Origin of the sequence: Rhodococcus sp. B7740, from assembly GCF_000954115.1 — a bacterium.
Lineage (GTDB): Bacteria > Actinomycetota > Actinomycetes > Mycobacteriales > Mycobacteriaceae > Rhodococcoides.
In genome coordinates this window covers 1,426,366-1,444,200 of sequence record NZ_CP010797.1, presented here as the reverse complement: position 1 = coordinate 1,444,200, position 17,835 = coordinate 1,426,366, and the positions used below count along the sequence as shown (strand labels likewise).

Here is a 17,835-nt window from a genome sequence, read left to right as displayed (position 1 = left end):
TCAGCTCGCTTCCGTGGTCGGGGTGGCCTGGGTTCGATTGCCTGCACCGAGTTGGTCGACCTTCGACGGGTCGATGCCGAAGGCCAGCGCCAGGTTCTCCGGACGCAGTACCTCGGCGGGACTGCCGTGCATCAGCACCCGTTGCTGCAGCAGAATTGCCTCGTCGCACAGATCCGGCAGAGCATGGAGATCGTGCGTCGACACGAGAACCGAGGCGCCGTGTGCGGCGAGTTCGCGGAGCAGCCGGGTGATGGTGGCTTCGGTCTTCTTGTCCACGCCGGCGAAGGGCTCGTCGAGCAACAGCAACGACGCCTCCTGGGCGATGGCGCGGGCGACGAACGCACGCTTGCGTTGACCGCCGGAGAGCTGACCGATCTGTCGGCTCGCGAGTTCGGCCAGGTCGACGCGCTCGAGAGCCTCGTCGACCGCCCGTCGATCGGCTGCTCGGGGAGTGCGAAGAAAATTCTGCTTCCCGTATCGGCCCATCATCACCACGTCGCGCACGCTGATCGGGAACGTCCAGTCGACGGATTCGGCCTGGGGTACGTAGCTCACCGTTCCGGCCTTGCGCGCCCGAGCCGGGTCGCCGCCGAACACGGTGATCGATCCGGAGTTCGGCTTCACCACTCCCATGACGGCCTTGAAGAGCGTCGACTTGCCCGATCCGTTCATGCCGACCAACCCACACACCCGGCCCGGTGCGAGCGTCAGACTGGCATCGGTGAGCGCCACGACGTCGCGGTATCGGACATTGACGGTGTCCACCGCCAGCGCTGCCTCGTTCTCGTGCGGGGCCCTGAGATTCGGGGCCCCAGTGTGCTCGCTCATCGTTCTCCCACCAGTGCGTCGGCGATCAACCGTGCGTCGTAGCGCAGTAGGTCCAGGTACGTGGGGACGGGGCCGGCCGCATCGCTCAGTGAATCGACGTAGAGCTGTCCGCCGAACCGAGCGCCGGTGTCCTCGGCGACCTGCAGCTGCGCCTTGTCCGAGACGGTCGACTCGCAGAACACGGCGGGTACGTCGTTGTCGCGAACGAAATCGATGGTGCGGACCACCTGTTTCGGTGTGCCTTCCTGCTCGGCGTTGACCGGCCACAGGTACGCCTCCTGCAGATCGAAGTCACGAGCCAGATACCCGAATGCGCCCTCACAGGTGACCAGCGCACGTTGACGAGCGGGCAGTCCGGAGAGATCGGCGTCCAGCTCGGCACCGACCCGGCGGAGTTGCTCGACGTACGCAGCTGCGTTCGCGCGGTAGTCGTCGCTGTTGGCGGGGTCGAGCGCAACGAACGCGTCGGCGATGTTCTCGACGTACGTCTCGGCCACGACGGGGGACATCCACGCGTGGGGGTTCGCTTTGCCCGCGTACGCGTCGTCGCGGATGTAGATCGGATCCACGTTCGCACTCACCACGGCATGCGGTGCGGGGATGCGCTCGACGAATTTCTCGAACCAGGCCTCCAGCCCGAGTCCGTTGTCCAGGATCAACTCGGCCTGCTCCGCGGTGCGTAGGTCTCCCGGTGTCGGCTCGTAGCCGTGGATCTCGGCGCCGGCTTTTGTGATCGATTCCACTCGAAGGTGGTCGCCGGCCACATTGGCGGCCATGTCGGCGAGGACGGTGAAGGTCGTCAGAACCAAGGGTCTGTCGTCGTCGAGCACAGTCGGATCGTCCTCTCCGACGGCGCGGGCGCAGCCCGTCGACGCTGCTACCAGTAGTCCGACCACGGCCCAGCTCGCGAGAATCCGTCCGGCGTGAAATCCACGCTGGCGAAGAAATAAGTTAGGCACCCCGAAATATTTACCGTGGGGATACCTTTTTGTCCATAGCTACCGCACGCGACACGCCTGTCCGAGAGTGACCGAGCGGCCGTCGGGCCGTAGGCTTCGCGGTGTGCAGAGATGGCGAGGTCTCGACGATGTACCTGCCGACTGGGGCAGATGCGTGCTCACGATCGGCGTCTTCGACGGCGTTCACCGCGGGCACGCACAGCTGATCGAGCGAGCGGTGGGCGCCGCGAAGAAGCGCGGCGTTCCCAGCGTGCTCATGACATTCGATCCGCACCCGATGGAGGTCGTGCGGCCGGGCAGTCATCCCGCGCAGTTGACCACCCTGACGAGACGAGCCGAACTCGCCGAGGAACTGGGAATCGACGTGTTCTGTGTGATGCCGTTCACGCCCGAGCTGATGAAACTCACCCCCGAGCGGTACGTGCACGAGATTCTGATCGAACGGCTCCACGTTGCCGAGGTCGTCGTCGGTGAGAACTTCACCTACGGCAAGAAGGCGCTCGGCACGGTGCCGATGCTCCGGAAGATCGGCGAACGATCGGGATTCGCGGTGGACGGAGTCAACCTGCTCGCCGAGCATGCCGTGACGTTCTCATCCACGTACATCAGATCGTGCGTGGATGCCGGAGACGTCGCCGCAGCCGCCGCCGCGCTCGGACGGCCGCATCGCGTGGAGGGTGTCGTCGTCCACGGCGACGGCCGGGGTCGTCAGATGGGTTATCCCACAGCCAATGTCGCGCCGCCCATGTACTCGGCCATTCCTGCGGACGGCGTCTACGCGGCGTGGTTCACCGTGCTCGGGCCCGGCCCGATCATGGGGACGGTCACTCCGGGGGAGCGGCACCCTGCGGCGGTGTCCGTGGGCACCAATCCCACGTTCTCGGGGCGCACCAGAACCGTCGAGGCATTCGTGCTCGACGGCGAGGCCGACCTGTACGGGCAACATGTGGCAGTCGACTTCGTCGACCGACTACGGGGCATGGAGAAGTTCGACTCGATGGAAGCTCTCGTGGAGGAAATGGGCCGCGACGCCGAGCGTGCCCGCTCGATCCTGGCGGCCAGCACGGCCTGATAGGCTGTCCCCTCGGTGCACGCTGCGGTCCGTGGCGGCTGTACCGGCTTCGATCCCGTCGTGTCGACCTCGGTCGTTCGATCGGGGCGCGTTGCTTCCTTTCACGCGGACGTCATTGATCAGGAGTAGTACCAGTGGCATTGACCACCGAACAGAAGAAGGCCGTTCTCGGCGAGTACGGCTTGCACCCCACCGACACGGGCTCGCCCGAGGCGCAGGTTGCAATGCTCACCAAGCGCATCGTCGACTTGACCGAGCACCTCAAGACGCACAAGCACGACCACCACTCCCGCCGCGGCCTGCTGCTGCTGGTCGGACGTCGTCGTCGTCTGCTCAAGTACATCGCGAAGGTCGACGTCACCCGCTACCGTTCGCTCATCGAGCGTCTGGGTCTGCGTCGATAGTCTTCGGAGACGCGAGGATGTCACCGATGCGCCGTTCGACGCGCCGGTGCGCACCCGACTCGCAGCAATAGTGCAGTAGCCAACGAGGCAGTGCTTAGACTGTTCCTCGTTGGCTATCTGTGTTTGTACCGCAAGAAACAGTTCGACCAGCACGAGAAAGCGGATGCACGGCATCCGCACACCGCCGTGTATGCCTGTCACGCCGTGGTGACGGTCTTCGGTAGTGGCCTTTCGGATACGAGATCCGGTGGGCTTCGATCGATGGCCGCCTCCGCGTAGCCGCGTCCCGAGACAAGCTCGGAGATGGACGGCACAGGTATGCCGCCACAGCCAGGAGGGCTCGTGGTGTGTCCACGCGGGCACGGCAAAGACGAGAGGACGAGAACAGAACACATGTCGGAAACCACAACATTGGACGTCGAAGAAGGCGTCTACGAAGCAACTGCGATCATCGACAACGGCACGTTCGGCAAGCGGACCATCCGCTTCGAGACCGGCCGCCTCGCACAGCAGGCCGCAGGCGCAGTCGCCGCGTACCTCGACGAGGACACCATGCTGCTGTCGGCAACGACTGCAGGTAAGCACCCCCGTGAGGGATTCGATTTCTTTCCGCTGACGGTCGACGTCGAAGAGCGCATGTACGCCGCGGGCCGCATCCCCGGATCGTTCTTCCGCCGCGAGGGACGTCCGTCCACCGACGCCATCCTCACCTGCCGCCTGATCGACCGGCCGCTGCGTCCGACGTTCGTCGACGGACTGCGCAACGAGATTCAGGTCGTCATCACGGTCATGAGCCTCAACCCGGCCGATCTGTACGACGTCGTCGCGATCAACGCGGCATCGGCCTCGACGCAGATCGCCGGACTGCCGTTCTCCGGCCCGATCGGCGGCGTTCGCGTCGCACTGATCGACAAGCAGTGGGTTGCGTTCCCCACCAACGAGCAGCTCGAGAAGGCCGTGTTCAACATGGTCGTCGCCGGCCGCATCGTCTCCGGCTCCGGTGCCGACGCAGACGTCGCGATCATGATGGTCGAAGCCGAGGCCACCGAGAACGTGATCGAGCTCATCGAGGGTGGTGCCACCGCCCCCAACGAGACCGTCGTCGCCGAGGGCCTCGAGGCATCGAAGCCCTTCATCGCCGCGCTGTGCACCGCGCAGCAGGAGCTCGCCGCCAAGGCAGCCAAGCCCACCGGCGACTACCCGGTCTTCCCGGCGTACCAGTCCGACGTCTTCGAAGCCGTGGAGAACGCCGCCAAGATCCCGCTGAACGAGGCGCTGACCATTGCAGGCAAGGCCGAGCGTGAGAACAAGCTCGACGAGGTCAAGGCTCAGGTCCTGACGTCGGTCGGAGACAGCTTCGCCGGTCGCGAGAAGGAAATCGGTGCGGCGTTCCGCGCACTGACCAAGAAGTCGGTTCGCCAGCGCATCCTCACCGATCACTTCCGCATCGACGGCCGCGGCATCACCGACATCCGCTCGCTCTCCGCCGAGGTCGCGATCATCCCGCGTACCCACGGATCGGCCCTGTTCGAGCGCGGGGAGACCCAGATCCTGGGCGTCACCACCCTCGACATGGTCAAGATGGCGCAGCAGGTCGACTCGCTGGGGCCCGAGACGTCCAAGCGCTACATGCACCATTACAACTTCCCGCCGTACTCCACCGGTGAGACCGGCCGCGTCGGTTCGCCGAAGCGTCGCGAGATCGGGCACGGCGCACTCGCCGAGCGCGCTCTGCTGCCGGTGCTGCCCAGCCAGGCGGAGTTCCCGTACGCCATCCGTCAGGTCTCCGAGGCGCTGAGCTCCAACGGCTCGACCTCGATGGGCTCGGTCTGCGCATCGACTCTGTCGCTCCTCAATGCCGGTGTGCCGCTGCGTGCCCCGGTCGCCGGTATCGCGATGGGCCTCGTGTCCGACGAGGTCGACGGCGAGACTCGCTACGTCGCACTCACCGACATTCTCGGTGCCGAGGACGCGTTCGGTGACATGGACTTCAAGGTCGCCGGAACCAAGGACTTCGTCACGGCTCTGCAGCTCGACACCAAGCTCGACGGCATCCCCTCCAAGGTGCTCGCCGGCGCGCTGTCGCAGGCCAAGGATGCTCGCACGACGATCCTCGAGGTCATGGCAGAGGCCATCGACACCCCGGACGAGATGAGCCCGTACGCACCTCGCGTCACCGCGATCAAGGTGCCCGTCGACAAGATCGGTGAGGTCATCGGGCCCAAGGGCAAGATGATCAACTCCATCACCGAGCAGACCGGTGCCAACATCTCCATCGAAGATGACGGCACTGTCTACGTCGGTGCAGCGGACGGCCCGTCCGCACAGGCCGCGATCGACATGATCAACGCCATCGCCAACCCGCAGCTGCCGAAGGTCGGCGAGCGATTCCTCGGAACCGTTGTCAAGACAACGGCTTTCGGTGCATTCGTCTCGCTGCTCCCGGGCCGCGACGGACTGGTGCACATCTCCAAGCTCGGCAACGGCAAGCGCATCAACAAGGTCGAGGACGTCGTCAGCGTCGGATCCAAGTTGCGCGTCGAGATCGCCGACATCGACAACCGCGGCAAGATCAGCCTCGTTCCCGTCGAGGACGACAACGCGGCTGCTCCCGCCGATGCTTCCGAGGCACCCGCCGAGGTCAGCGCTGAGTAAGAAGCAATCGAGTCGAACGGTACGTCCCCTCGGGACGTACCGTTCGGCCGTTCCAGAGAGCATCACCATCGATACGGGTGTGCAACGGACGACTCTGCCCGGTGGTCTTCGGGTCGTCACCGAGTTCGTGCCCGGCGTTCGCTCGGCTTCGGTCGGTGTGTGGGTCGGGGTCGGCTCACGAGACGAACAGCCCAGTGTTGCCGGTGCGGCACATTTCCTCGAACACTTGCTGTTCAAGTCGACTCCTACGCGTAGTGCGCTCGAAATCGCCCAGGTGATGGACGGCGTCGGGGGCGAGCTGAACGCGTTCACCTCGAAGGAGAGCACTTGCTTCTATGCGCACGTGCTCGACGAGGACGTGGCGCTCGCCATCGATCTCGTCAGCGATGTGGTGCTGCGTGGTCGGTGCCGATCGGCCGATGTGGACGTCGAGCGTCAGGTGGTCCTCGAAGAGATCTCCATGCGCGACGACGATCCGGAGGATCTGCTGGGAGATGCCTTCCTGGAAGCCATGTTCGGCGATCATCCGATCGGACGCCCGATCATCGGCTCCGTCGAATCCATCGAGTCGATGACGCGTGCGCAACTGCACTCGTTCCACGTTCGTCGATACACCCCGCAGCGCATGGTCGTTGCGGTTGCGGGCAACGTCGACCACAAGCAGATCGTCTCGCTCGTGCGCCGAGCGTTCTCCGGTCATCTGGACAAGGGCCTGAGGCCGGCCGAAAGACGTTCCGGTACAGCGCGATTGCGTAGCGCGCCCACGTTGAGCCTGACCACTCGTGACAGTGAACAGGCCCACCTGTGCCTGGGTGTACGGGCGTTCGGTCGACACGAGGGGCACCGCTGGGCGTTGTCCGTGCTCAACTCGGCCGTGGGCGGCGGGCTCAGTTCTCGTCTCTTTCAGGAGATCAGAGAAGAGCGCGGTCTGGCGTATTCGGTGTACTCGTCGGTGGACACGTTCGCCGACAGTGGTGCCTTCTCCGTCTATGCGGGTTGTCAGCCGGAGAACTTGGGCGAAGTGACGACGGTGATCAGGGAAGTGCTGGCCAAGGTCGCCTCCGAGGGCATCACCGACGCGGAGTGCGCGCGGGCCAAGGGTTCGTTGAGAGGCGGATTGGTTCTGGGACTCGAAGATTCGGGCTCTCGGATGAACCGGATCGGTCGTAGTGAACTGAACTACGGTAATCACCGCGACATCACCGACACGTTGGCGCGGATCGACAGCGTCGGCAACGACGAGGTGCGCGAGGTTGCAGCCGTGTTGCTCGAGCGTCCTTTCGGTGCCGCGGTGGTCGGCCCCTACAAGAACGTTCGTCAGCTGCCTGCGTCGGTCAGGTCCCTCGTTCGGTAGCGTCGGCGATCACGTCGCGCACGGCGCGGCGGGTCAACTCCGTCACCGCCGAAACGTCGGTGATCGGCTCCAGCGCACGGGTGGAGTGGAGCGCCGCTATTCCGTGCACGGAGGTCCACAGTCGCAGGGCTGTGAACTGTGGATTCTCCGGCGCAACGGCTTCGACCGCGTCGATCAACGCGTCGAACACCGGCCGCGACGCCAGCCGCAGGTTCTCGCCCGAGCCCTCGAGCAGGTCGTGCCTGAAGATGAGTGCGAACATCGCCTGGCGCTGCGCAGCGAACTGCACGTAGGTATGTGCCATCGCATCCAGTGACTCGCGGGGTGAAACGGCTTGTTGGGCCGCCGAGTTCAGCGCCAGCCCCAGGTCGACCAGACCGACTCGAGCCACCGCCGCGGCAAGTGCGCTCAACGTCGGAAAGTACCGTCTCGGTGCGCCGTGCGATACGCCCGCTTCGCGGGTGACCGCTCTGATGGTCAGCGCGCCCTGTCCCTCGCTTTCGAGCAGGCGAACACCCGCGTTCACCAGTCGAGTCCTGAGGTTGTCCGGCACGTAGACATTGTCTACTCTCGGTGTCGACGTTGTCCAGCCGAGAGGATCAGACGTGTGGTACCTGCTGTTCAAATATGTGTTGATCGGCCCGATTCTGCGCATTCTCGGTCGACCGAGAGTGTCCGGGACGCAGAATCTACCGATCTCGGGTCCGGTGATCATCGCGGGCAACCACCTCACGGTCGTCGACTCCTTCTTCCTCGTCCTCCTGGTGCGTCGCCGCGTCACCTTCATCGCCAAGAGCGAGTACTTCACGGGCCGGGGAATCAAGGGGGCGGCGCTTCGGTGGTTCTACAGCGCGACGGGTCAGGTTCCGGTCGATCGACGCGGTGCCGACGCGTCGGCACCGGCGCTCGCGGCGGCGAAAAGTATTCTGCGACAGGGGAAGGTATGGGCGGTGTACCCGGAGGGAACTCGATCGCCCGACGGACGGCTGTACAAGGGCAAGACCGGCCTGGCGCGCGTCGCGATCGAAACAGGTGCCCCCGTCGTACCGTTGGTGATGCACGGAACGCTCGCCGTCAATCCGGTCGGCTCGAGAATGTGGCGTCCGGGGAGGGTGCGCATGGTCGTCGGCAAGCCGCTGGATTTCACGAGATATGCAGGGGGAGAGAACAGCAAGGTCATTCTGCGGGCGGTCACCGATGAGGTGATGGCGGCGCTGGCGAACCTGTCGGGGCAAGAATACGTCGATGTGTACGCCGCGTCGGTCAAGGAAGCGGCATGAGAAACTCGGACGTGCCGGCACGGGGCAGAACAGTCCTCGTCACCGGCGTAGGTCGGCGGCAGGGAATCGGCTTCGCTGTCACCCGCCGTCTGCTGCAGGACGAGACCACCCGCGTCTTCGCGCACTCGTGCGACGGCTACGACGTCACCGAGCCGTGGGGAGCAGGCACACCGGGAGCGAGGAAGGTGTTGGCCGAGTTGTCGATCGCCGACGACAGGCTCGGCCACCTCGACATCGATTTCGTCGATCCCGCGGCACCGGCAGCCCTGTTCGACGCGGCCGAATTCAGGCTCGGTGCGATCGATTCTCTGGTAGTCAACCATGCGCGGTCGCAGGTGGGTGATCTGGATTCGATGACGGCGGAGTCGCTCGACCTGACCTGGGCGGTGAACGTGCGAGCGTCTCTGCTCCTGGTTCAGGAATTCGTGCGGCGCTACGTGGCGCATCCCGACGGTGGTCGCGTCGTACTGTTCACCTCCGGGCAGGACGAAGGGCCCATGCCGACCGAAATTCCCTACGCAGTGAGCAAGGGTGCCATTGCGTCGATCACCTCTACGCTGGCCGATTCGGTGATCGAGCGAGGCATCACCGTCAACACGATCAATCCGGGTCCGACCGATACCGGCTGGGCCAGTGCGGATCTGGACGAGTTCGTTTCACGCCACATGCCGCGCGGTCGGTGGAACTCTCCGGACGAAGCCGCGGCCGTCGTGGCGATGCTGCTCTCGCCCGATTCGGGCTCGATCACCGGTCAGGTGATCGGGGCCGAGGGCGGATTCCGACGCTTCACGCCTTGACGTGTGGGATCAGAGTTTCTTCTTGCCCAGCAACAACTTCCAGGGCACCAATGCCGACTCGAGCTGCACCGACAGGCTCATCTTGGATTCGCCCTCGCTGCGCTCCTCGAACGTGATCGGCACTTCGGCGAGAGTGAGGCCGTGTTTGACGGTTCGGTAGTTCATCTCCACCTGGAACGCGTACCCGTTGCTCTCGACCGAGGCGACATCGATGGTGCGCAGGGTGCGCGCGTGCCACGCCTTGAATCCCGCGGTCGCATCCTTGACTCCGAGGCGCAGGATCGTGTTCACGTAGAAATTCGCCCATGCGGACAGGGCCTTGCGATGCCAGGGCCAATCGGCAGCGACCGCTCCGCCCGGTACGTATCGCGATCCGAGCACCACGGCCGCGTCGCTGGTGTTGAGTTTGTCGATCATCGCCGGAATCACCTCGGTGGGGTGCGAGAGATCGGCGTCCATCTGAATGACGATGTCCGCACCTTCATCGAGCGCTCTCGTCATGCCTGCGACGTATGCGCGGCCGAGCCCGTTCTTCTCGGTGCGGTGCAGAACGCTGACGTCGATGGGTCCGTCGATGGCCAATTTGTCGGCGACCTCGCCGGTGCCGTCCGGCGAATTGTCGTCGACCACCAACACACCGAGCCCTTCCACCTGTAACCCGGCCAGCAGCTCGACGAGCTTGGGGAGGTTCTCACGTTCGTTGTACGTCGGTACAACGACGGTGGTCTTGGGGGCGACTCGTTCCGTACTCACCACCGTATGATCCGTGATTCGGGTGTCCGATCCAAATATCGGACACGATCGGCCGTGTCGGGTCGGCATCGTGGGTCGTGTGGATCGCCCGTCGACTCACGACCGAGCCGCGTCGACGAATACTCCGTCGCGCAGAATCGGAACGCAGGAACTCGAATCGACCTCGGCTGCGATGTCGACGTCTTCCGGGTGTCCCATCCCGGCCAATTCGCGACCCGAGGCGCATTGCCGCAGCTCGGAGCCCACGTCGTGCATGACGGCTCGCCACGCGGCAGCGGCTGTTCTCCCTTCGGGGGAGGCATCGGTTGCTCCGGCGTCGAGCAGGGCGGCGATGACTGCACCGGCCCCCCACAGGTCCTCGACGGCGGGGCGGAGCGATCCGTCCGGCCATCGTTCTCCGGCCGCTATGACCGCTGTCACCGCACTGCTGTTTCCGGCCCGTATCCACTGCGCCACTGCGGACGCGTTTCTCAGCGACGCTCCCACACACAGCGGGGCCGTGCTCGCGAGATCGTGGGCAATGGTGGACCCGTTCGGTGACGGCAACACCAGCCGAGCCGGTGCCGGCGCGGCCCGTACGGTGGCCGGGCACAAGCTGATCCGGCCCGGTGAGGCGGCCGACCGCCCCACGGCGAGGGCCGCGTCGAACTGCTCGGCCAACTCGGTGGCCCGGTCGTCGCGCCACCGACTGGGGATGACGTCGATGCCCGCGTCCACAGCGACCGTGAGAGTGGTCGTGAACGACAGGACATCCACGACGACGGCGATGTCGGCGCCGTCGACACAGGCATCGGCACCACGCAGACCCCAGTCGAAGCGGAGTCCGTACGCGTTCTGGGACAGTTCGGGGTCGGCCGGCATTGCCGAAAGGTAGCAAGTCCGGTGATACCTTCGGCGCGGGATCTAGTGGGGGAGAAACATGCAGTTGGAACTGGACACCAAGGTGATCGTCCTCGTGGCCGGTCTGCTGCTGCTGTGGGCACTGGGGTTGGGTGTCGTCAAGTACCACCAGATGTCGACGTCTCCGGACGGCACTGCCCACCGGTACGTCGACATCGCCCATCGGGCAGCGTTGATGTACTCGTTCGCCGCTCTGGTACTCGCTGTGCTGGCGAAGTTCAGCGCGTGGTCGGTGCCGGTGGATCTGATCGCCGCATCGGTGGTGCTGTTGTTCTTCGTCGCTGCCGTCGTGAGCTACACCGTGCACGGGTTTCGTCGGGACACCGAGAACCAGTTCGTCGATCCCGTCCCGGGGACGCATCTGTTCATGGTGTCGTTGATCGTCGGCGAAATCGGAGGAACAGCGGTGCTCGTGGCCGGCTTCGCCGTCGAGCAGTTCGGTGCGCGCTGAGACTCGGAAACTACCGAGGGTCCAGATACAGCTCGGCGGTCTCGGTCGCGACGGCGGACACCGCAGTTGCGAGACCGGGCTCGAGGTCCAGTGCAGCTGCCAGCGGTTCTCCGCGCAGGCCCTGCGTTCGGAGCAGCTCCCAGGCCCGTTCCACCAGGCGTACCGAGGTGGGATGGTCCAACTCGGGGCGGTTCGAGCGCAGTGCAGTGGCAGCCCAGTCCGCGTCGAAAGTCCCGTTGGGCGGACCGAACACACGCTCACCGGACGAATAGCTCTTGGGCTCCATACCCTCCGACGCTAGCAGCATCGCAGGACGGTGCGATCGTGACCGAATTGCGTCGGGACAGCACTACCGAACCGATCGGTTTCTTCAGTACGGTACGGCGATGTACGACGGCCACCGCAGGTCTCCACTCGCGCTCTGGGTCGTCGGATCGCTGGCGCTCGGTCTTCTCGCGGGTTGTGCCGGCGAGGACGGCAGCGGCCCGGTCGACGAGGTCTCGGCCGGCACGAACTACGTGACGGTCACGGGATCGTTGGTGGTCGGTGATCCCGTGACCGATCCCGTGCCGACCGTCGAAGCGCCGCCGCCCGCGGTGACAGAGCTACCTCCGAGCCTCGATGGCGCGCGGTTCCCGAGCGCGTCGCCGGTCGGTGTCACCGACGTGGTGTTCGAGGGGTCGTCGACTGTCGAATTCCGGTTGGCGGGCAACGGCCCTGTCTCCTATACGGTGCGGTATGTCGACGAAGCCGTCCGCTACGCCACGAGTGAACCGCTGGCAGTGCCGGGAAGATCGGTGTTGCAGGTGGATCTGTCCGGTACATCGACGGACTCCGACGGCACGTTCACTCCGTATACCGGGCCCGAACGTGTCCGAGGAAGTGAGGGTTCCGCTGTTGTCTCGGTTGATTTTCTGGCCGATCCCGGCGGAATCTCGCAGGCCTTCGTCGGTGTTGCGGCCGATCGACCCGAGTTCACGGTGACGACCACCGAAGAACCTGCCGGGGTGATCGTCACCGTCGAGTCCTGACCGGACTCGCAGCGTCGAATGCATGTCGGCCGTAGCTGTTTCGGGCTGATTCGCGGGGACAGCGCGGTAGCATCGCGGTGTGTCCGACGCCACAGTGGGAGAGAGTTCATCCGGTCGTCTGCGCGTGCTCGTGTACAGCAGCAATGCCGCTACCCGTGCCCAGGTGCGGTCTGCGGTGGGAACTCGACCGGATCCCGCACTCGGTGACATCGAATACGTCGACATCGCCACGGCTGCCGTAGTCATCGAGCACATGGATGCAGGCGGTGTCGCGTTGGCGATTCTCGACGGCGAGTCCTCACCCGTCGGCGGGCTGGGTCTGGCGAAGCAGCTGAAGGACGAGATTGTCGATTGCCCACCGGTGTTGGTGCTCATCGGACGTCCGGACGACGCGTGGTTGGCCGAATGGTCGCGCGCCGAGGCTGCAGTACCGCACCCGTTGGATCCGATTCGGCTCGGGCGTGCGGTGGTCGATCTGCTGGGGCAGCGCTCGGCACGCGTCGGTGGCCGGGTCTCTCGACCGCGGTAGATCAGACCGTCTTCTCCGATGCGGGGACCGTCAGCACGAACCGGTGGATCGAACCGGCGATGACTGCTCCGAGCAACGGGAACACCACGAACACCCACAGCTGTGACAGGGCCGGTCCGCCGGAGACCAGGGCCGGGCCGAGGGACCGAGCAGGGTTGACCGAGGTCGAGTCGATGCCGATGCCCAGCAGGTGAACCACGGTCAGGGTGAGGCCGATCGGGATGCCGGCCGCCACGACGGGGTGAACGGTGGGGGCGGTCGTGGCCAGTACGACCAGGACGAGCAGGCCGGTCGCGATCGTCTCGAACACCGCCACCGACGCCAGCCCGTATCCTCCGGGTGACGAGCTGCCGAATCCGTTGGTGCCCAGACCGTCCGACGACATGTCGTATCCGGGGCGGCCGGACGCCACGAGCAGTACGATCAGCGCGCCGATCACTGCACCGACGGCCTGCGCAGCGATGTAGAACGCAGCTTTGACCGGGGTGATGGCGCGAGCTATCAGGGCTCCGATCGTCACGGCCGGGTTGATGTGGCATCCAGAGACAGGCCCGATCGCGTAGACGAGGGCGAGCAGTGTGAGTCCGAACGCCAGGGCGATGCCCGGGGTGCCGACAGTGTCGCCCGCGATGACGGCGGTGCCGACTCCGAAGATCACGAGCAGGGCAGTTCCCAGTCCCTCGGCGGCGAGTGCCGAGACGGAAATCGATTTCATCATTTCTCCTGTTTCATGCTGCGGCCTCGTTCGGCCGGGATCGTCGGGAGGTTTGTCGTTGACGTCCGACCGGATCGCATGGGGCCCGGTAGTGATCTGAGTCACACTGTCGAGATCGGGTGCCCCATGCGTGTCAACGGATTACGAAACTGGAGTCCTCGAAATCCCGCGAGATCGACACCGAACCCATATCGTGTGTTTCAGGTCACATTGGTACGGCCGTCGCATTTACTCCGCGCCGGCGCGGTAGTCGATCGAGGGAGCAGATGCCGGGATGAACGCCTACGTTCCGATCCTCGTTCTCGGTGCCATTGCGGTCGTGTTCGCGGTGTTCTCGGTGATGGTCGGAACCATGGTGGGTCCGGCGCGGTACAACCGAGCGAAGTTCGACGCGTACGAATGCGGCATCGAGCCCACGATGCATGCGCCTACGGGCCAACGATTTCCGGTGAAGTTCTACCTGACCGCCATGTTGTTCATCATTTTCGACATCGAGATCGTCTTCCTCTATCCGTGGGCCGTGCACCTCGACGTCCTGGGCGCTTTCGGACTGGTTGCCATGGCACTGTTCGTCGTCAACGTGTCGGTGGCCTACGTCTACGAGTGGCGGCGAGGCGGACTCGGATGGGACTGACGCCCGAACGCTGATCGGCGGCGGCACGATGCACTGTTCTCACCTCAAGCGGATGCGAAAGAGCGTGATCGATGGGACTCGAAGAGAAGCTACCCAGCGGATTTCTGCTGACCACCGTCGAGGGGTTGGCGGGCTACGCCCGTAAGGGTTCGTTGTGGCCCGCGACCTTCGGTCTCGCGTGCTGTGCGATCGAGATGATGGCCACCACCTCCGGTCGGTTCGATCTCGCGCGATTCGGCATGGAAGCGTTCCGTGCGTCTCCGCGTCAAGCGGACCTGATGATCGTGGCGGGGCGTGTCAGCCAGAAGATGGGGCCCGTACTGCGGCAGGTGTACGACCAGATGGCGGAGCCGAAATGGGTCCTCGCCATGGGTGTCTGCGCGTCCTCGGGCGGAATGTTCAACAACTACGCGGTGGTTCAGGGTGTCGATCACATCGTCCCCGTCGACATCTACCTGCCCGGTTGCCCACCCCGACCCGAGATGCTGCTCAACGCAATCCTGGAGCTGCACAAGAAGATTCAGGAAATGCCGCTCGGTGTCAATCGCGAGCAGGTGCGCGCGGCCGCCGAGGCTGCAGCGCTGGCGTCCACCCCGACCATCGACTTGAAGGGGCTGCTGCGATGACGACGCACGGAGCCCGCGGGATGTTCGGCGTCCGGGGGAGCGGCGACACGTCCGGTTACGGCCGGTTGCAGCCGCCGGTGGCGTCGGTCGATACCGCGCTCCGACCCTACGGCAGTTACTTCGACGCCCTGGTCGATCGCTTGGCCGCTGTTCTCGACGCCGGGGACGCAGCCGTACCGTTCGAGGACGCCGTCGAACGTGTGGTGATCTTCCGCGACGAACTGACGCTGCATCTCTCGCGGGAGCACGTACCCGCTGTCGCCCGTGCTCTCCGTGACGACGGGGAACTGAGATTCGAATTGTGCACGGGGGCATCGGGCGTGCACTACCCGGATCATGTCGGCCGGGAATTGCGCGTGGTCTACCATCTGGTCTCCATCACCCACGGACGCCGTGTGCGACTCGAAGTGGCTGTGCCCGATGCAGATCCGCACACGCCCTCGCTCTGCGCGGTGTATCCGACCAACGATTGGCACGAACGCGAGGTCTACGACTTCTTCGGCATCGTCTTCGACGGTCATCCCGCACTGACGCGGATCGAGATGCCCGACGATTGGGTCGGCCACCCCCAACGCAAGGACTATCCCCTGGGCGGAATTCCCATCGAGTACAAGGGCGCTCGGGTTGCGCCTCCCAACGAGCGCAGGTCGTACAACTGATGAGCGCAACGGACGAAACCATCTATGCGGTGTCGGGTCAGGACTGGGACGACGTGGTCGAACTGGCCCGCGGGTCGACCACGGAACGCATCGTGGTCAACATGGGTCCGCAACACCCGTCCACCCATGGTGTGCTGCGGTTGATACTCGAGATCGAAGGCGAGACCGTCACCGAGGCCCGGTGCGGAATCGGCTACCTGCACACCGGTATCGAGAAGAACCTCGAATATCGTAACTGGACCCAGGGCGTCACGTTCGTCACTCGGATGGACTATCTCTCGCCCTTCTTCAACGAGACCGCGTACTGCCTCGGGGTGGAGAAGCTACTCGACATCACCGACGACATTCCCGAGCGCGCGACGGTAGTCCGGGTGATGCTGATGGAGCTCAATCGGATCTCCTCGCACCTCGTGGCGTTGGCTACGGGCGGAATGGAATTGGGTGCCGTGACGGCGATGCTGTTCGGCTTCCGGGAACGCGAACTGATACTCGACGTCTTCGAGGCCATCACCGGACTTCGGATGAACCACGCGTACATCCGTCCCGGGGGCTTGTCTCAGGATCTGCCCGCCGATGCGATCGCCAAGGTCCGCGAGCTACTGCGGGTTCTTCCTGGCCGTCTACGCGACCTCGAACTCATGCTCAACGACAACCCGATCTGGAAGGCCAGAACCGAGAACGTCGGCTACCTGGACCTGACGGGGTGCATGGCCCTCGGCGTCACTGGTCCGGTGCTTCGCTCGACCGGACTTCCCTACGATCTGCGCCGGTCCGATCCCTACTGCGGGTACGAGAACTACGAGTTCGATGTCGTCACCGACACCGGATGCGACTGCTACGGGCGCTATCTGATTCGCGTGGAAGAGATGAAGGAATCGCTCAAGATCGTCGAGCAGACTCTCGATCGGCTGCGACCCGGACCGGTGGTCATCGACGACAAGAAGATCGCCTGGCCGGCCGAACTGGTCTCCGGACCCGACGGTCTCGGCAATTCTCAGGACCACGTGCGCACCATCATGGACACCTCGATGGAGTCGTTGATCCACCACTTCAAACTGGTCACCGAGGGAATGCGAGTGCCGGCGGGCCAAGTGCTCTCCACCGTGGAATCGCCGCGAGGCGAACTGGGCGTGCACATCGTCAGCGACGGCGGCACTCGGCCGTACCGAGTGCATTTCAGAGACCCGTCGTTCACCAACCTGCAGGCGGTTGCCGCGATGTGCGAGGGCGGCATGATCTCCGACGTCATCGCTGCCGTGGCCAGTATCGACCCGGTGATGGGCGGGGTGGACCGATGACCACGCCACGCTCGGAGCCGGTACTCGTCCAACTCGGAGCCCGCCCCGAGGAAGCCGTACAACTGGTCGGCCCCGACGCACGCGAATCCTATCCGGCAGAGGTCCTGGCCCGCCTGCGCGCCGACGCCGACATCGTCCTCGCCCGCTATCCTCAGACCCGATCCGCGTTGCTGCCGTTGCTGCACCTGGTGCAATCCGAGGACGGATACCTCACGCCGGCCGGAATCGAATTCTGCTCGGACGTACTCGATCTCACCGGAGCAGAGGTGACCGCGGTCGCGACGTTCTACTCGATGTATCGCCGCGAGCCCACCGGCAACTATCGCGTCGGAGTGTGCACCAACACCCTGTGTGCCGTCATGGGCGGCGACGCCATCATGGACGCCCTGCGGGACCACCTCGACATCGATCACGGCGGAACCACGGTCGACGGTGCCATCACCCTCGAGCACATCGAGTGCAACGCCGCGTGCGACTTCGCGCCGGTGATGATGGTCAACTGGGAATTCTTCGACAACAGAACTCCGGCGTCGGCGCGGGAACTGGTCGACGCGCTTCGCTCCGGTGAGCAGGTGACCCCGACTCGCGGCGCGCCGCTGTGCACGTTCCGCGAGACCGAGCGAATTCTCGCCGGGTTCGCCGACGACCGGCCCGGGGCACTCGAATCCTCCGGCAGCGCAGGCGAAGCCACCCTCGCCGGCCTCCGGTACGCCCGAGAGCACTCGATGTCGGCTCCCCGGGCGGTCGCCGGCCCCCCGGACGATCATCCCGATCTCGGTGCCGAAGCCGTGGCGGAGACGGTGCGCGAGAAGCCCGCTCCGGCTCCGTCGGCGACCGTTCCACCGCAGCCGAACACCACCGAAACCGATCCGTCGACGAAGGGGAAGTGA

21 protein-coding genes are annotated in these 17,835 nt (G+C 64.9%); 14 read left to right on the top strand and 7 right to left on the bottom strand.

The window, feature by feature from the left end:
- Together NY08_RS06610 and NY08_RS06605 are read right to left on the bottom strand one after the other, a co-directional pair.
- Complete coding sequence (locus NY08_RS06610; RefSeq protein WP_045195510.1) at positions 1 to 828, bottom strand: metal ABC transporter ATP-binding protein; 828 nt, start codon at positions 826 to 828, stop codon at positions 1 to 3.
- The gene (locus tag NY08_RS06605) at positions 825 to 1,787 is read right to left on the bottom strand and encodes a metal ABC transporter substrate-binding protein (protein WP_045195508.1); all 963 of its coding nucleotides are present in this window, start codon (positions 1,785 to 1,787) and stop codon (positions 825 to 827) included. The genes NY08_RS06610 and NY08_RS06605 overlap by 4 nt, the downstream gene beginning before the upstream one ends.
- Positions 1,788 to 1,890: 103 nt before the next feature.
- On the opposite strand from NY08_RS06605, the gene NY08_RS06600 reads away from it, so the two are divergent.
- The 4 genes from NY08_RS06600 to NY08_RS06585 all read left to right on the top strand — a co-directional run bounded on the left by NY08_RS06600 (position 1,891) and on the right by NY08_RS06585 (position 7,272).
- A complete protein-coding gene (locus NY08_RS06600; RefSeq protein WP_176459297.1) occupies positions 1,891 to 2,859 on the top strand; it encodes a bifunctional riboflavin kinase/FAD synthetase in 969 nt (322 codons plus the stop codon).
- A gap of 134 nt (positions 2,860 to 2,993) precedes the next feature.
- Positions 2,994 to 3,263 (top strand): 30S ribosomal protein S15, encoded by a 270-nt coding sequence (gene rpsO / locus NY08_RS06595; RefSeq protein ID WP_032397847.1) that lies wholly within the window; start codon positions 2,994 to 2,996, stop codon positions 3,261 to 3,263.
- A gap of 393 nt (positions 3,264 to 3,656) precedes the next feature.
- Entirely contained in the window at positions 3,657 to 5,918 is a 2,262-nt protein-coding gene (locus NY08_RS06590) for a polyribonucleotide nucleotidyltransferase (protein WP_045195505.1), read from the top strand.
- On the top strand, positions 5,881 to 7,272 hold the full coding sequence (locus NY08_RS06585; protein ID WP_179272755.1) for a M16 family metallopeptidase: 1,392 nt from the start codon (positions 5,881 to 5,883) through the stop codon (positions 7,270 to 7,272). The genes NY08_RS06590 and NY08_RS06585 overlap by 38 nt, the downstream gene beginning before the upstream one ends.
- Here NY08_RS06585 and NY08_RS06580 read toward each other — a convergent pair.
- Positions 7,253 to 7,825: a TetR/AcrR family transcriptional regulator gene (locus NY08_RS06580; protein ID WP_045195503.1), complete on the bottom strand. Its 573-nt coding sequence runs from the start codon at positions 7,823 to 7,825 to the stop codon at positions 7,253 to 7,255. The genes NY08_RS06585 and NY08_RS06580 overlap by 20 nt on opposite strands.
- 52 nt (positions 7,826 to 7,877) lie before the next feature.
- On the opposite strand from NY08_RS06580, the gene NY08_RS06575 reads away from it, so the two are divergent.
- Together NY08_RS06575 and NY08_RS06570 are read left to right on the top strand one after the other, a co-directional pair.
- A complete protein-coding gene (locus tag NY08_RS06575) occupies positions 7,878 to 8,552 on the top strand; it encodes a lysophospholipid acyltransferase family protein (RefSeq protein ID WP_045195502.1) in 675 nt (224 codons plus the stop codon).
- Positions 8,549 to 9,349, top strand: coding sequence for an SDR family oxidoreductase (locus NY08_RS06570; RefSeq protein ID WP_045195501.1), 801 nt, complete (start codon positions 8,549 to 8,551; stop codon positions 9,347 to 9,349). The genes NY08_RS06575 and NY08_RS06570 overlap by 4 nt, the downstream gene beginning before the upstream one ends.
- 9 nt (positions 9,350 to 9,358) lie before the next feature.
- On the opposite strand, the gene NY08_RS06565 is transcribed toward NY08_RS06570, so the two are convergent.
- Together NY08_RS06565 and NY08_RS06560 are read right to left on the bottom strand one after the other, a co-directional pair.
- Positions 9,359 to 10,102, bottom strand: a complete 744-nt coding sequence (locus NY08_RS06565; protein ID WP_032398379.1) for a polyprenol monophosphomannose synthase — start codon at positions 10,100 to 10,102, stop codon at positions 9,359 to 9,361.
- A gap of 96 nt (positions 10,103 to 10,198) precedes the next feature.
- Positions 10,199 to 10,963: a 2-phosphosulfolactate phosphatase gene (locus NY08_RS06560; protein ID WP_045195500.1), complete on the bottom strand. Its 765-nt coding sequence runs from the start codon at positions 10,961 to 10,963 to the stop codon at positions 10,199 to 10,201.
- Between the two features lie 58 nt (positions 10,964 to 11,021).
- Between NY08_RS06560 and NY08_RS06555 the strand changes: the two genes are divergently transcribed.
- Positions 11,022 to 11,453, top strand: a complete 432-nt coding sequence (locus NY08_RS06555) for a hypothetical protein (RefSeq protein ID WP_045195498.1) — start codon at positions 11,022 to 11,024, stop codon at positions 11,451 to 11,453.
- Positions 11,454 to 11,463: 10 nt separating this feature from the next.
- Here the strand turns inward: NY08_RS06555 and NY08_RS06550 are convergent, their stop codons facing one another.
- A complete protein-coding gene (locus NY08_RS06550; RefSeq protein ID WP_230597004.1) occupies positions 11,464 to 11,760 on the bottom strand; it encodes a hypothetical protein in 297 nt (98 codons plus the stop codon).
- 79 nt (positions 11,761 to 11,839) lie between these two features.
- Here NY08_RS06550 and NY08_RS06545 point away from each other — a divergent pair, with 79 nt between their 5' ends.
- Complete coding sequence (locus tag NY08_RS06545) at positions 11,840 to 12,484, top strand: AMIN-like domain-containing (lipo)protein (protein ID WP_045195496.1); 645 nt, start codon at positions 11,840 to 11,842, stop codon at positions 12,482 to 12,484.
- Between the two features lie 79 nt (positions 12,485 to 12,563).
- Positions 12,564 to 13,013, top strand: a complete 450-nt coding sequence (locus NY08_RS06540) for a hypothetical protein (RefSeq protein ID WP_045195494.1) — start codon at positions 12,564 to 12,566, stop codon at positions 13,011 to 13,013.
- A gap of 1 nt (position 13,014) precedes the next feature.
- On the opposite strand, the gene NY08_RS06535 is transcribed toward NY08_RS06540, so the two are convergent.
- The gene (locus NY08_RS06535; RefSeq protein WP_052683956.1) at positions 13,015 to 13,728 is read right to left on the bottom strand and encodes an aquaporin; all 714 of its coding nucleotides are present in this window, start codon (positions 13,726 to 13,728) and stop codon (positions 13,015 to 13,017) included.
- A 274-nt stretch (positions 13,729 to 14,002) separates the two neighbouring features.
- Between NY08_RS06535 and NY08_RS06530 the strand changes: the two genes are divergently transcribed.
- From NY08_RS06530 to nuoE, 5 genes are all read left to right on the top strand, one after another.
- Complete coding sequence (locus NY08_RS06530) at positions 14,003 to 14,362, top strand: NADH-quinone oxidoreductase subunit A (RefSeq protein WP_032397854.1); 360 nt, start codon at positions 14,003 to 14,005, stop codon at positions 14,360 to 14,362.
- A gap of 71 nt (positions 14,363 to 14,433) precedes the next feature.
- A complete protein-coding gene (locus NY08_RS06525; RefSeq protein ID WP_032397855.1) occupies positions 14,434 to 14,988 on the top strand; it encodes a NuoB/complex I 20 kDa subunit family protein in 555 nt (184 codons plus the stop codon).
- Positions 14,985 to 15,647 (top strand): NADH-quinone oxidoreductase subunit C, encoded by a 663-nt coding sequence (locus NY08_RS06520; RefSeq protein WP_045195490.1) that lies wholly within the window; start codon positions 14,985 to 14,987, stop codon positions 15,645 to 15,647. Before NY08_RS06525 ends, NY08_RS06520 begins: the two co-directional genes overlap by 4 nt.
- Entirely contained in the window at positions 15,647 to 16,945 is a 1,299-nt protein-coding gene (nuoD, locus tag NY08_RS06515; protein WP_032397857.1) for an NADH dehydrogenase (quinone) subunit D, read from the top strand. Before NY08_RS06520 ends, nuoD begins: the two co-directional genes overlap by 1 nt.
- A complete protein-coding gene (gene nuoE, locus NY08_RS06510) occupies positions 16,942 to 17,835 on the top strand; it encodes an NADH-quinone oxidoreductase subunit NuoE (protein WP_045195487.1) in 894 nt (297 codons plus the stop codon). The genes nuoD and nuoE overlap by 4 nt, the downstream gene beginning before the upstream one ends.